Source organism: Bradyrhizobium sp. sBnM-33, from assembly GCF_032917945.1.
In the GTDB taxonomy this organism is placed as follows: Bacteria; Pseudomonadota; Alphaproteobacteria; order Rhizobiales; family Xanthobacteraceae; genus Bradyrhizobium.
In genome coordinates this window covers 1,771,651-1,787,291 of sequence record NZ_CP136624.1, presented here as the reverse complement: position 1 = coordinate 1,787,291, position 15,641 = coordinate 1,771,651, and the positions used below count along the sequence as shown (strand labels likewise).

4 protein-coding genes and 3 pseudogenes are annotated in these 15,641 nt (G+C 63.0%); 5 read left to right on the top strand and 2 right to left on the bottom strand.

Annotated elements, in window-relative coordinates; all coding sequences use genetic code 11:
* The first annotated feature begins 790 nt into the window (after positions 1–790).
* From RX328_RS08390 to RX328_RS08370, 5 genes and pseudogenes are all read left to right on the top strand, one after another.
* A complete protein-coding gene (locus tag RX328_RS08390) occupies positions 791–1,075 on the top strand; it encodes a DNA -binding domain-containing protein (RefSeq protein WP_213257431.1) in 285 nt (94 codons plus the stop codon).
* A 206-nt stretch (positions 1,076–1,281) separates the two neighbouring features.
* A pseudogene (locus tag RX328_RS08385) lies at positions 1,282–1,506 on the top strand (acyl carrier protein); the annotation flags it as partial.
* Positions 1,507–1,713: 207 nt separating this feature from the next.
* The gene (locus RX328_RS08380; protein WP_213257435.1) at positions 1,714–1,872 is read left to right on the top strand and encodes a hypothetical protein; all 159 of its coding nucleotides are present in this window, start codon (positions 1,714–1,716) and stop codon (positions 1,870–1,872) included.
* A 233-nt stretch (positions 1,873–2,105) separates the two neighbouring features.
* On the top strand, positions 2,106–2,732 hold the full coding sequence (locus RX328_RS08375; RefSeq protein WP_213257437.1) for a hypothetical protein: 627 nt from the start codon (positions 2,106–2,108) through the stop codon (positions 2,730–2,732).
* A gap of 179 nt (positions 2,733–2,911) precedes the next feature.
* Positions 2,912–3,317: pseudogene (locus RX328_RS08370) on the top strand (transposase); the annotation flags it as partial.
* A gap of 57 nt (positions 3,318–3,374) precedes the next feature.
* Here RX328_RS08370 and RX328_RS08365 read toward each other — a convergent pair.
* Positions 3,375–4,802: pseudogene (locus RX328_RS08365) on the bottom strand (IS701 family transposase).
* 102 nt (positions 4,803–4,904) lie between these two features.
* A complete protein-coding gene (locus RX328_RS08360) occupies positions 4,905–15,485 on the bottom strand; it encodes a non-ribosomal peptide synthetase (RefSeq protein ID WP_317258640.1) in 10,581 nt (3,526 codons plus the stop codon).
* Positions 15,486–15,641: the final 156 nt, after the last annotated feature.

The window sequence follows — 15,641 nt, the reverse complement described above, 5'->3', positions numbered from 1 at the left end:
ATAATGACGACGAAGACGAGACACAGGATCGACGCGACACTGAAGGCAAGGATTGCGCTGGAAACCGTGCGGGAGCAGCGACAGTAGGATCTGTCCCAGCGTTATGAGGTCAGCCCAGACCGGTGGCGCAATCTGACAGCCGGTATCGCCAACACGGTGCTCTCCTGGTGCCGCCGCACCTGGTTGACGGACAACTGCCGCGTAGACATAGGCAACTTAGCCCGATGCGCCGCCGCGAGCCGTTCGTCAGCGACTTTCGAGCTGATCAGCAGGACCCACCCACTTGCGGACGTATGGGGTACGTGATCGGGGATATGGTGACTCGCCGTTCGTCGATACTCGTTTAGCGCGTCACGGACCTCGTAGCGATGCGATCTTCTTGGGACAACTTATGGACGATGTGAATCGTGTCGTCACAGCTTCTGGCACCCGCGAGTTTGGACATATGCACGCGACGAGCTCTCGAAGGGCTTGAATCGCACGTAGCGTCAAGTTGAGCCGCCATTATCAAGATAAAACTGCCTTCCCAAAGCTAACTGGACAGGCTCCTAGACTAGGCCGTCGCCATCTAGGGACTGGTGATCCGCTTTACGTTGACGCCTCCTTCGCTAGCTTGATCAATAGCTTCGGGCTCTCCGATCGGCGTCCGGACCCCAGGCCAACTAACACATCGGCAAGCCTGATACATCCCGAACATCGCGTGATGCGCAAGACGGCCCTGATATGACATCAGGCGGTCAAAAAGGCGGCGCTAAGTGACGCATCAGACAGAACATTGCGAGCTCGTCCCATGCAAAAACCGCCGCTCGATCCCGACGTCGCCGACACGGCGCCGGTAGATTCGATGCTCACGCCCTATGATTACGAGCACCTCGTCACCTACTGGCGTCTGCTGGACGCGGATGCCGAGGGGGCCGACTGGCGCGAAGTAGCAAAGATTGTGCTGCATATCGACGCGGACAACGAGCCGCAGCGGGCCCGCCGCACCTTCGACAGCCATCTTGCACGCGCAAAATGGATGAGCGAGCACGGATATCGACACCTGATGCGCGGCGGTTTTCCCGCCCTGAATTGACACGCTGCTCGGCTCCAAGCCCCTCAATGCGGATGAGTCGGTTGCGTGCGGAGAACAGCCTTCTCCTTGTAACCGCAAAAACGAGATGAACGAACTCCAGCGAAGCAATATTCTTACAGGTGCCTTTCATGACGGTGGACGGCCCTGCTACGGCGGACTGAATGACGAGCCATTCTTGCCATGATGCAACGATGCGGGCTTGAAACATGATCGACATTGCCGAACGCGCCAGGATTATCGTGGTCGAACAGCTTGTTGTTGATCCCGATGAAGTGGTGGATAATGCCAGCCTCATCGAAGACCTTGGCGCCGATAGCCTAGACATGGTCGAATTGGTGCTCAAATTTGAGCGGGAGTTTGGTTTCGAGATTTCCGATGATGCTGTTGAGTGTATTTTGGCCGTCGGCGATGCGGTAGAACTCACTAGACGACCGCTGAGGCGCTCGCGCTGTTTGCCGGGATCGAGCGCATGCCGCAGCGAGGTCAGAAGTTCGAGGGTCGCTCGCGAGCGTTGGCTCGTCTGCTTGGCCCCGTCAGCGAATGGTGGACTGGAAACCATGTAAACGACCGCAGCGCCAAGCCGTGTCACCCGCTGGGATACGTCGCGCGCGAGGACTGGCTTCGCTGTCGCGAGGTGCGTGTCGCGCTGTTTGCGGCAGCCTCCGCGCGACGAGCGCTGGGCCGCCGAGCTGCTCAAGCGTCTGCTTGATGCCAGGTTGTCGCCGTTCGAACCCGATCCGGTTGCCGTATGCGAAGCCGCCGAGGCCGAGGCGAAGCGCCCGACGCCTCCGAAGTGACGCGGAGGATCCCGACATGCCGATAAGCTTACGGGCGCAGCCGCGCGGCGTTAATGGGTGCATGCCTCACAAGAGCCCCCGTCGCGACGCTCACCACGGATATGTCAGGAGGGCATACTGACCTAATAGCGTGTAAGTCATGGTCGGCCGCTGGCCTCTTCAGGCTCTAAAAACCCATTTGACGCCACGGGTGCGGCTGATAGGGTTGGAATTGGAACCGGTGGGAGAAAGCTATGCGGGTTATTCTAGCGGCTGGTACACAGCGTTCTGGAAGCACATGGGTCTTCAATGTAGCTCGATTAAGCTTGAGAACTCAGGACCCGAACTTAAAGACAGCATGGATCGACGATTATGTGCCGGGAACAGAAACGTCGGCGCTATTGAAAATTCACATCCCTGACGATCAATGGAGCGAGAGAGCGGAAACTGTACTAACTTGCCATCGCGATCTGCGTGATATTATCGTGTCCCTTCATGATCGTGGTTGGGTGAACAAGGACGATAAAGGCGCTGCTCTCGCCGCTGCAAAAACTACGCGCGAATGTCATGAGTATTGGTCAGCACGATCCGACATCGATCTATCCTACGTCGAAATCATAAATCATCCGCAAACCTCGGCGCAGAGGATAGCGAGGGCTTGTGGGATATCTATTGACCCGAATACGGCTGCTCAAATTGTCCGCGAAGTAGATGGCCTCATTGATGGAGTTGCTTCTTACAACACGGAGAACCTGCTACACCCAAACCATCGGCGCGACGGTCGGATAGGTCGGTGGATTGGCAATCTGAATGCAGATACGGCCGAGGCAATCGTTTCCGATAATCGGGACTGGTTTGTTCGTTTTGGGTATCTTACTTGAACCTCAACTTCGCTGCGGCGACCGTTGCGAACTCGCTGTCAAGCGGGATGCCGCAGCGCTCACCGCTTCGCCAGCTTGAAAACGTTGCTCGCGGCTGTCTCCAGCGCCGGTCCGAGCGACGGCAGGGTCTTGCGCGTGATCTCGTCGGTGAAGTCGAGGATCGACGCCGCCAGGCGCAACTGGCGCCGTTGCTCAACGGGATCAGGGCTATTCTGGGGACCAATCCCGACGAAGTGTCGGCCGACGCCGGCTACTGCTCCGCCGCCAATCTTCGCGCGATCAAACGGCGGCGCATTGAGGGCTACATCGCCAACCGGAAGGCAGAAGCACGGCACCAAGTCCGCCACCGCGGAAAAGCCTTCAAGAGCCGGCTCGCTGATCGCCAAGATGAGCACCAAGCTCAAGCGCGCCGGCTACCGAAGTCGCTACCGCTTGCGTAAGCAGATCGTCGAACCCGTGTTCGGACAGATCAAACAGGCAAGAGGGTTCAGGCAATTCCTGCTGCGCGGCATCGACAAAGTGAAGCCCGAATGGGCCCTGATTTGCACCGCTCACAACCTCGTCAAGCTGGCGAGGGCCGCATGAGCCGCTATCATTCGGATAAAACTGGCTTCCCGATGCTAACTGGACAGGCTCCTAGTCTTACTGTGTCACAAAAGAAGGCGCTTCGTCTGCCGGGTGCAATAAGGACAGCGTGAGATGTTCCGGGCGATGGCAACGATCAGTCTTCGCCGCATCGTCCTGATCGAGTTCGGGATGTGACGTTCGGGTCGCAGCGGCGGAGCCTCTGGGTCGGTAACCGTTGGGAACCGCAAGTTTCTTGAACGGCCTGGTGGAACGAGATCCCGAGGGGGGAATCGTCTCCCTCTCGGAGACCAGGAACCCGTAGGCCGCGATGCACAGCGTGGCGTGGTGGTGGAAGCCACGCCAACCTCACCCTTCGAAATGCCCGAGCCCAACCTCTTGTTTGAGATCCTGATAGTCGCGCTCGATGCGCCAGCGCAGCTTGGTTAGCTCGACTAGCCTGCCGAAAGTGATCGTTTCCGGCAACGCTGAAAGCCAGTATTTGGTCGGCTCGTCCTCACCTTCTGGCCATTCGATCAAAAGCCATTCTTCCGGTCGGCTTTCGGTGAGCTGGTAATCTCGATGCGCGACGCAAACGCGCGCGCGAGCGAAGCGCGACGATAGCCGCTCGGCCGCACCCTCTCGCCACTTGATCGTGCGCCAGACCCGCTTAGGAAGGCAAAGAGCAAGCTCCTTGACCGAAATCGGTTGATGCTTGTGGTCGCGGCGCAGCAGCTTTGGTGGTCGCCCTTTGCCCGACCATTTTTTTGGCGGCAGCGGCGCCGTGTCGGACGTCCACACCGTGGTGTTTGGCAAGATACCGGCCACATAGGTCAACGCCAACGCGCTGATGCTGGTCCGCAGGTCCGTGTTGCAGCCATATCCGGCATCCATCAGCACCACGCCGCGAGGAAGCCCGGCTCGGCAGGCCGCGTCGATCTGCTCAAGCGCGATCTCTGGCTTGGTCTTAAAGCTGATCTCCTTGGGCACGCCCGCTTTGCGCCGACGCTTCTTATCTGCCGCCCATTCCTGCGGCAGATAGAGACGATACATCGCCGGCAGACTGGCGTGGTGATTGGCAAGCGACAGGGACACCGCGACTTGGCAGTTATCCTGCTTGCCGAGCTGCCCGCAGTATTGACGCGCCACACCGACTGAGTGCGCTCCCTTCTTGGGAAAACTGGTGTCATCGATGATCCACGCTTCGATCGGTCCATGGCGCTCTATCGCCGGCAGTACCATCTCACCCACTTTGGCCAAAACACCCTCGTCAGACCAAGGCGATTGACCGACGAAGTGCAGCAGCGACTGATGCTGTGCCGCCGTCCGATCAGGTGCCGTCACCGCTGCCATCGGCTCAACGCTCTTACGCTCCCCCGGCATGATTAAGCCGATGCAATAATCAAACAACGGCCGGGCCCGGTCCGCATGTCCGATCACGCTCACAAGTCCCTCGACAAAAGCCGAAAATCGCGATTCACTGCCGTCTGATGTCCGGAGATCCATATCAGCCCCCGTTGCCGATGCCTGAATCTCAACCGGTAACTGATTCTGACAGCACCTCGCCCGCGACCTTTTGAATCAGACGCTTTTTCTGACTCAGTAAGACTAGCTCCTCCGGCTAACGCGGGTATCCGGTGAAAACGGGGTGCAGTTCAGCGTGTTTATTGGCGAACCATTCAAGGCTCTCGATAACATGCGTGCCAGAACTTCGCGGTTTTCTGGGTTGCTCATCATCGTTACGTGATTGCCTGGAACTGAAACTGCATGAATGGCCGCCCCACTCAAAACGCGGTCCCAGCCGCGCATGACCGATCTTGCCTCCGGGGCGATTGAGTTTTTGCCCCGCACACGACGACTAGGGAAAGGATCAGCTGCATAAAACTGATGTATCTCAATTGGCAGGGTCGCAGCTCGATACGATCGTAGTGCCCTGTGAAAATAGACATACCTCAAGGCGTTGTCATAGAGATCGCGATCTGAAGCTATGGCCCCAATTTGCTGCGCCTTTTCAAACAACTGAGCAACTGAACTTTGTTCAGAAAGTTTCTCCAGCAATTCGAACCGCTCATCATCTAAAGACTCGAGAGGCTCGAATATCATATCTAATGCTACTTGGGCATCCGACCTGCTCGATGGATTTGCAGGTAATGTGACATCGATGAACGCCATAAATGAGACAGCTTCCCCGCGACTTAGCAAGTGTTTGGCAAGCGCATAAGCCAAGATTGCCCCTGAGGAGTAACCAGCGAAGCGATACGGACCCTGCGGCTGGATCTTTCCGATTGCGAGGATTACCTCCGCGGCGATCGCATCGAGAGCTGGTTGACAAAGTTCATTGAAAGACGGCCATGGCAAAGCATAGATCGGGCAGTCTACATCCATTTCTTTTGCTAAAGTGAGGACATACGAATAATCTCCGTAACCTGTCGGAACAAAGAAGAGTGGCGGTTGAGATCCCGTCGCCTGAACGGGTAGCACTCCAGCTGGATGACGTTGCGGGTCCAACTCAACCCTCGATGCAAGTTCCTTCAGGACAGGAGCCTGGAAGAGATCGGCGGCATTAAACTTCATTCCAAGATTTAGCGCTCGGCTGAGCAACCGCACCGCCAGGAGCGAGTGGCCGCCGAGCTCGAAGAAGTTGTCGTGGCGTCCGACCCGCTCGACCCCGAGAAGCTCCGCCCAGATCTCTGCCAGCGCCGTCTCGATCGCGCCGCGCGGCGCCGCATAGGCTGCCCGCGCATAGGCATCGTCGGCCGGCGCCGGCAGTGCCTTGCGGTCGAGCTTGCCGTTCACCGTCAGCGGCAGCCCCGATAGCCGCACGAACGCCGACGGCACCATGTAGTCCGGCAGCCGCGCACTTAAGTGCGCCCGCAAGGCGCCGGCCAGCCCGCCTCCACCGTCCTCGTCCGAGCCAGCCTCGTCCGAGCCCACCACATAGGCGACAAGGTGCTTGTCGCCGGACCGGTCCTGGCGCGCCACCACAACCGCATCGCGCACCCAGGCGTGCTCGCAAAGCCGTGCGGCGATCTCGCCCGGCTCGATGCGGAAGCCGCGGATCTTCACCTGGTCGTCGTTGCGGCCCAGGAACTCCAGATTGCCGTCGGGCAGATAGCACGCCAGGTCGCCGGTCCGGTACAGCCGATCGCCGTCCACAAAGGGACTGGCGATGAACCGCTCCGCCGTCAGATCGGCACGGTTCAGATAGCCACGCGCAACCCCCGCCCCGCCTATGTAAAGCTCACCCACCGCCCCCAACGGCACAGGCGCGCCATGACCGTCCAGCAGATACACCCGCGTGTTGGCAATCGGGCGGCCGATCGGGACGTTTTGATGAGACACAACGAGCCTCGCGTCAATAACAAAACTGGACGACCAGATCGTTGTTTCGGTCGGACCGTAAAGATTTCTTAGAGACCTCACCCCTCTACTGAGCCGCGACGACTGACTCGCAGGTAACGCCTCACCTCCACACAATACATTTAAGCCCGGTGTTCCTTGCCAGCCGGCATCCAACAGCAAACGCCACGTTGCTGGAGTGGCCTGCATCATAGAAATCTTGCGCTGATCTATAAGGTAATGCAACGCCGTAGCATCCGTAACATCCTTACGGCTGGCTAGGACGATTGTGGCTCCCGTGCACGATGGAAGAAATAGCTCCAGTCCTGCGATATCAAATGAGATGGACGTGATGGCTAGGAATACATCCTGCTCAGTGATCCTCAATATATCCGAAAGAGCATATATGAAATTCAACAGGTTCGCATGCTCGACCATGACGCCCTTTGGGGTTCCGGTTGAGCCTGAGGTGTAGATGATGTAGGCGAGATGGCGCGAGGTGAGGCCGAGGGCGCGCGGCTCGGGATCAGAGACAGGCAGCGCGGCCCAGGGCGGGGTGGCCGTATCCAGATCGAGCGCCGTCACATCGGCGAGCGCCTCGGTGCCGAGCGCGGCGCGGCCTGCCGCATCGCAAAGCAGCAGCTGGGGCGCGGCATCGCCCAGCACCTGGCGCAGCCGCTGAGACGGATAGGCCGGATCCAGCGGCAGATAGGCGCCGCCCGCCTTCAGGATCGCCAAGAGCCCCACCACCATCGCCGGGCTGCGCTGAAGGCAGATCGCCACCGGCTGATCCGGCCTGACCCCGAGCGCGATCAGATGATGCGCCAGCCGGTTGGCCCGCGCATTGAGCTCGCCATAGCTCAGGCGCTCGTCCTCATGGACGAGGGCGACCGCTTCGGGTGCGCGCCGGACCTGTTGCTCGAACAGTTCATGGATGCACCGCTCCGACGGATAGGCCGCCGCCGTCCGGTTCAACTCCTCCAGCAGATACGCGCGCTCAGCGGACGGCAGGATGTCGAGCTCGCGCACCGGCGTGTTGGGGGCATGCTCCAGCGCCTCCGCCAGTTGCTCGAGCGCCCGCTGCATGTAGCCGCAGACCCGATCCGCAGAGACAGGCTCCGCCACCTGCGCCGTCAGCCCGAGCGCTTCGCCATAATCCTCCACCGATAGGGTCACGGGATAGTTGGTGCGCTCCTCGCCGCCCAGCCATTCCATCCCCGACAGGACATCATCCGTTCCGGAGCCGGGCGTGGCCGCCGGCCTGTTATGGCGGTAGTTCAACAGCGCGCTGAACAGCGGCGCCGGCGCCGCAACGCCGCTGCAGCGTTGCGCCAGCGCCAGCGAGGCATGCTCGTGCGCCAGCAGCTCGGAAAGCTGCGCATGGGTGCTGCGCACGCTCGCCGCAACCCCGGTGCCGTCGAGATCAAGCCGCAGCGGCAGGGTGTTGATGAACAGGCCCATGGTGCGGTCGGCACCGGCGCCGCCATGCATCCGGCCAAACAGCACCGTGCCGAACACCACCTGCTCGCGGCCGCTGCTGCGCGCCACCACCTGCCCCCAGGCCAGATGGCACAGGCTGGCCAGGCTCACCCCGAGCCGCCGCGCCTGTTCGCGCAGCCGCTCGTTGAGCGCCTGCGGCAGCACCCGATGCGCCTCGCCGACGCCGCTGCCGTCGCCGTAGACCTCGCTTAGCCCGAACGGCATGGTCGGCTCGTCGATGTCGGCCAGCAGTCCCCGGAAGAACTCTTCATGCGCCTTGGCATCAACAGCAAGACGCGCCTGCGCCACCAGATTGCGGAATGGCAGCGGCGCGGCCAGTTCATAGGCCCGCCCCGCAAGCATGGCCCGCACCTCGGCATGCATCACGTCCAGCGTCGTGTGATCCCCGATCAAATGATGCTGCAGCTCCAAAAGCAGCCAGCGCCCGCTGCCGGGCTCGCGCGCGGTCACAAACCGCAACAAGGGCGCCCGGCCAAGATCGATGCGGTGCTGGCGCGGATCAAACCGGCGCCGGAGCTCATCGGCGCCGGGACAATCATAGCCATCCAGCTCGACCTCGCTCACCTCCAGCGGCGCACGACGCCACACCACCTGGGCCGGGCTCGACAGCCCCTCCCAGACAAAGGCCGTGCGCAGAATGTCGTGCCGATCCACCACCCGCTGAACCGCACCAAGATAGCGATCCAACAGGCCACGGTCGGCAAACGCCATCTGCGACACCAGCAGGTAGGGATCGCCCCGGCTGGTCAGCAGATGATGGAACAGGATGCCGTCCTGCAGCGGCGACAGGCCATAAATGTCCTGGATGTTGCCGACGCCACCAGGCACCGTGGCGACGATCCGGTCGATCTCGCCCTGCGTCAGCTCGATCAGCGGCAGCATCTGCGGCGTGATCGCCGTACTCTGCTCGGTGATCAGGTTGGCAGGCACCGCCACCTCGTGATGGCTGCCCAGGCTTGCGGCAAGATCGGCCAGCACCGGCCTGGCGAACAGGGTGCGCACCTCCACCCCGAGCGACAACCGCCGCAGCCGGCTCAAGAGCTGCACCGCCAGGAGCGAGTGGCCGCCGAGTTCGAAGAAGTGGTCGTGGCGTCCGACCCGCTCGACCCCGAGAAGCTCCGCCCAGATCTCTGCCAGCGCCGTCTCGATCGCGCCGCGCGGCGCCGCATAGGCCGCCCGCGCATAGGCATCGTCGGCCGGCGCCGGCAGTGCCTTGCGGTCGAGCTTGCCGTTCACCGTCAGCGGCAGCCCCGATAGCCGCACGAACGCCGCCGGCACCATGTAGTCCGGCAGCCGCGCACTTAAGTGCGCCCGCAAGGCGCCGGCCAGCCCGCCTCCATCGTCCTCGTCCGAGCCAGCCTCGTCCGAGCCCACCACATAGGCGACAAGGTGCTTGTCGCCGGACCGGTCCTGGCGCGCCACCACAACCGCATCGCGCACCCAGGCGTGCTCGCAAAGCCGCGCGGCGATCTCGCCCGGCTCGATGCGGAAGCCGCGGATCTTCACCTGGTCGTCGTTGCGGCCCAGGAACTCCAGATTGCCGTCGGGCAGATAGCACGCCAGGTCGCCGGTCCGGTACAGCCGATCGCCGTCCACAAAGGGACTGGCGATGAACCGCTCCGCCGTCAGATCGGCACGGTTCAGATAGCCACGCGCAACCCCCGCCCCGCCTATGTAAAGCTCACCCACCGTCCCCAACGGCACAGGCTGGCCGAACCGATCCAACAAGTACAACCGAAGATCGGGGATGGGCTCTCCGATCAGGTTGGCCGAGTTGGAGGTGTCAGATTGATTAAGAGGTCGATAGGTTACATGCACGGTAGCTTCCGTGATGCCGTACATGTTGATCAATTGCGGAACGCTGTCTGAATGCCTTGCATACCACGGCTTTAGAATGGACGGTTCCAGAGCCTCCCCACCAAAAATCACATAGCGAAGGCGGTTTCGAACATTGCTCTGGCATTCTACATCCATGAAAGCTTTAAAAGCCGAGGGGGTCTGATTGAGAACCGTGACGCCAGACTTGCAGACTAGCTCATGGAAGTCGGAAGCAGAACGGGCGGTATTACTCGGCACGAGTATCAAACGCCCGCCATAGCGCAGTGCGCCCCACAATTCCCACACCGAGAAGTCAAACGAGATGGAATGGAACAGGCACCATACGTCGTGTTCGGTGAAGCCATACCAGTCCTGGGTCGCCTCGAACAGACGAGCCATCTGAGCATGCTCGACCATGACGCCCTTTGGGGTTCCGGTTGAGCCTGAGGTGTAGATGATGTAGGCGAGATGGCGCGAGGTGAGGCCGAGGGCGCGCGGCTCGGGATCAGAGACAGGCAGCGCGGCCCAGGGCGGGGTGGCCGTATCCAGATCGAGCGCCGTCACATCGGCGAGCGCCTCGGTGCCGAGCGCGGCGCGGCATGCCGCATCGCAAAGCAGCAGCTGGGGCGCGGCATCGCCCAGCACCTGGCGCAGCCGCTGAGACGGATAGGCCGGATCCAGCGGCAGATAGGCGCCGCCCGCCTTCAGGATCGCCAAGAGCCCCACCACCATCGCCGGGCTGCGCTGAAGGCAGATCGCCACCGGCTGATCCGGCCTGACCCCGAGCGCGATCAGATGATGCGCCAGCCGGTTGGCCCGCGCATTGAGCTCGCCATAGCTCAGGCGCTCGTCCTCATGGACGAGGGCGACCGCTTCGGGTGCGCGCCGGACCTGTTGCTCGAACAGTTCATGGATGCACCGCTCCGACGGATAGGCCGCCGCCGTCCGGTTCAACTCCTCCAGCAGATACGCGCGCTCAGCGGACGGCAGGATGTCGAGCTCGCGCACCGGCGTGTTGGGGGCATGCTCCAGCGCCTCCGCCAGTTGCTCGAGCGCCCGCTGCATGTAGCCGCAGACCCGATCCGCAGAGACAGGCTCCGCCACCTGCGCCGTCAGCCCGAGCGCTTCGCCATAATCCTCCACCGACAGGGTCACGGGATAGTTGGTGCGCTCCTCGCCGCCCAGCCATTCCATCCCCGACAGGACATCATCCGTTCCGGAGCCGGGCGTGGCCGCCGGCCTGTTATGGCGGTAGTTCAACAGCGCGCTGAACAGCGGCGCCGGCGCCGCAACGCCGCTGCAGCGTTGCGCCAGCGCCAGCGAGGCATGCTCGTGCGCCAGCAGCTCGGAAAGCTGCGCATGGGTGCTGCGCACGCTCGCCGCAACCCCGGTGCCGTCGAGATCAAGCCGCAGCGGCAGGGTGTTGATGAACAGGCCCATGGTGCGGTCGGCACCGGCGCCGCCATGCATCCGGCCAAACAGCACCGTGCCGAACACCACCTGCTCGCGGCCGCTGCTGCGCGCCACCACCTGCCCCCAGGCCAGATGGCACAGGCTGGCCAGGCTCACCCCGAGCCGCCGCGCCTGTTCGCGCAGCCGCTCGTTGAGCGCCTGCGGCAGCACCCGATGCGCCTCGCCGACGCCGCTGCCGTCGCCGTAGACCTCGCTTAGCCCGAACGGCATGGTCGGCTCGTCGATGTCGGCCAGCAGTCCCCGGAAGAACTCTTCATGCGCCTTGGCATCAACAGCAAGACGCGCCTGCGCCACCAGATTGCGGAATGGCAGCGGCGCGGCCAGTTCATAGGCCCGCCCCGCAAGCATGGCCCGCACCTCGGCATGCATCACGTCCAGCGTCGTGTGATCCCCGATCAAATGATGCTGCAGCTCCAAAAGCAGCCAGCGCCCGCTGCCGGGCTCGCGCGCGGTCACAAACCGCAACAAGGGCGCCCGGCCAAGATCGATGCGGTGCTGGCGCGGATCAAACCGGCGCCGGAGCTCATCGGCGCCGGGACAATCATAGCCATCCAGCTCGACCTCGCTCACCTCCAGCGGCGCACGACGCCACACCACCTGGGCCGGGCTCGACAGCCCCTCCCAGACAAAGGCCGTGCGCAGAATGTCGTGCCGATCCACCACCCGCTGAACCGCACCAAGATAGCGATCCAACAGGCCACGGTCGGCAAACGCCATCTGCGACACCAGCAGGTAGGGATCGCCCCGGCTGGTCAGCAGATGATGGAACAGGATGCCGTCCTGCAGCGGCGACAGGCCATAAATGTCCTGGATGTTGCCGACGCCACCAGGCACCGTGGCGACGATCCGGTCGATCTCGCCCTGCGTCAGCTCGATCAGCGGCAGCATCTGCGGCGTGATCGCCGTACTCTGCTCGGTGATCAGGTTGGCAGGCACCGCCACCTCGTGATGGCTGCCCAGGCTTGCGGCAAGATCGGCCAGCACCGGCCTGGCGAACAGGGTGCGCACCTCCACCCCGAGCGACAACCGCCGCAGCCGGCTCAAGAGCTGCACCGCCAGGAGCGAGTGGCCGCCGAGTTCGAAGAAGTGGTCGTGGCGTCCGACCCGCTCGACCCCGAGAAGCTCCGCCCAGATCTCTGCCAGCGCCGTCTCGATCGCGCCGCGCGGCGCCGCATAGGCCGCCCGCGCATAGGCATCGTCGGCCGGCGCCGGCAGTGCCTTGCGGTCGAGCTTGCCGTTCACCGTCAGCGGCAGCCCCGATAGCCGCACGAACGCCGCCGGCACCATGTAGTCCGGCAGCCGCGCACTTAAGTGCGCCCGCAAGGCGCCGGCCAGCCCGCCTCCATCGTCCTCGTCCGAGCCAGCCTCGTCCGAGCCCACCACATAGGCGACAAGGTGCTTGTCGCCGGACCGGTCCTGGCGCGCCACCACAACCGCATCGCGCACCCAGGCGTGCTCGCAAAGCCGCGCGGCGATCTCGCCCGGCTCGATGCGGAAGCCGCGGATCTTCACCTGGTCGTCGTTGCGGCCCAGGAACTCCAGATTGCCGTCGGGCAGATAGCACGCCAGGTCGCCGGTCCGGTACAGCCGATCGCCGTCCACAAAGGGACTGGCGATGAACCGCTCCGCCGTCAGATCGGCACGGTTCAGATAGCCACGCGCAACCCCCGCCCCGCCTATGTAAAGCTCCCCCACCGCACCAAACGGAACCAGCGCACCATGACCATCCAGAAGATACACCCGCGCGTTCGCAATCGGACGCCCGATCGGGACGTTCGCAGATACAGCTGGCCCTGTCGGAACCTCATAAAAGAGACAGCCGACGATCGTTTCGGTGGGGCCGTATTCATTCACCAGTCTGGCCGTGGGCTGGATCCTGCGCCACAGCTCGATTGTCGAATGCGACAGCGCTTCACCGCCGATGATAAACAGTCCAACCTGGCTGGCGGCCGAGTCCGCCAGCATCTGTTGCCCAAGCACATCCAGATGGCTGGGGGTGATATCAATGATCCCGCAGCCCGAGCTGATCTTTTCCTTTACCCCCTCGACCTCGTCTCCCTCCCTGACAAGCTGTGCGTGGCCACCACAGAGCAAAGGCGCAAGCAGGCTCGTGATTATGGCATCGAAGGCCAGGGAAGAGGAGACCAGGGAGGATGACCTGGGCGCATAAGCTTCGCAAGCCCAGGACAGATAATTGGCCACTCCCCGATGCTCGACCATGACGCCCTTTGGGGTTCCGGTTGAGCCTGAGGTGTAGATCACATAGGCGAGATGGCGTGAGGTCAGGCCCAGCGCGCGCGGGTCCGGATCCGAGGCCGGCAGCTCGGCCCAGGCTGGCGTGGCCGTCTCAAGATCAACCACCGTCACGTCCACCAGGGCATCGGCGCCCAGCGCGGTACGGCCCGCCGCATCGGCAAGCACCAGACCCGGTGCCGCATCCTCGAGAACCTGCCGCAGCCGCGCGGACGGATAGGCCGGGTCCAGCGGCAGATACGCGCCACCCGCCTTGAGGATCGCCAAAACCCCCACCACCATCGCCAGACTGCGCTCAAGACAGATCGCAACCGGCTGATCCGGCCTCACCCCGAGCGAGATCAGATGATGCGCCAGCCGGTTGGCCCGCGCATTGAGCTCGCCATAGCTCAGGCGCTCGTCCTCATGGACGAGGGCGACCGCTTCGGGTGCGCGCCGGACCTGTTGCTCGAACAGTTCATGGATGCACCGCTCCGACGGATAGGCCGCCGCCGTCCGGTTCAACTCCTCCAGCAGATAGCTGCGTTCGTCGGCCGGCAGGATGTTGATGCGGCCGACCGGCTGCCCGGCATCGGCAACCATCGCCCGCAGCAGCGCCAGCAGATAACCACGCTGCCGCTCGATCGTCGCCTGATCGAACAGCGCCGTGGCATAACCGAACGCCCCGGCGATCTCCTCGCCCTGCTCATGAAGGCTCAGCTCCAGATCGAACTTGACCTGATCGAGCCCTTCCCCGGCAGCCTCCACGCTCAGCCCGGCAAGGTCGAACGACCCGACGGCGTTGTTCTGCCAGGCCAACATCACCTGGAACAACGGCGTGTGATCGAGATGCCGGGGCGGCTTGACGATCTCGACTACCTGCTCGAACGGCAGGTCCTGATGCTCCTGCGCAGCCAGCGCCGTGCGCCGCGTCCGTTCCAGAAGCTGCGACACGCTCGGCTCGCCCGACAGCTCCAGCCGAAGCGGCAGGCTGTTGACGAAGAAGCCGATCAACCCTTCGATCTCGCGGCGGCCGCGATTGGCGCTCGGCACGCCGATCACAAGGTCGTCCTGCCCCGATAGACGCGCCAGCACCGCCGCCCAGGCCGCCAGCACCGTCATGAACAACGTCGTGCCATGCTGCCGGCTCAGCCGCTTCAGCCCCCGCGTCAGATCCGCATCGATGACGATCGGAACACTGGCCCCGGCAAACGACGGCTGGGCCGGCCGCGGCCGGTCCGTCGGCAGCGCCAGACGGGCCGGAGCACCGGACAGGGTGTCGCGCCAATACTGCGCCTGCTTCTGCAGCCGTTCCCCCGACAGCCACTGCCGTTGCCAGGCGGCATAATCCGGATATTGGATTGCCAGCGGCGGCAAAGGATCGTCCTGTCCAGCCTCAAACGCCCGGTAAAGCTGACTGAGTTCACGCACCAGCACGCCCAGCGACCAGCCGTCCGAGACGATGTGATGCTGGGTCAGCAGGAAGACGTGTTCCTCATCCGACATCCGGATCAGACGCCCGCGGATCAGCGGCCCGCGCGCAAGATCGAACGGCGTGCCTGCCTCTTCATGGCACAGCTCCAGAAGCGCCGCCTCAGCATCCGGCCGGCCCCGCAGATCGTGCTCGAGCACCGGCAGCCCCGCATCCGCCGGCAGAACCTCAACCCGGGGCTTGCCCTCCGGTGCGACAAAGACACTGCGCAGCGCCTCGTGACGGGCAAACAAACGGTCAAGGCTGCGCTGCCAGGCGCTGCGGTCGAGCGCCCCGCGCAGCCGCCACGCCAGCGGAATGTGGTAGGTCGTGCTGCTCTCGTCCAGCTGCGCCAAAAACCACAGCCGCTGCTGCGCAAACGATGGTACTAGGACGCTTTTGCGTCCGACCTTTGGTAGCAACGTAGTTTCTCGGCTGCCAGTCCGGCTTCTCTCTTTGGCAAGTGAAAAAAGCTCAGTTAGGCTTTCTGCGTCCAGTTCTTCCAATCCGGA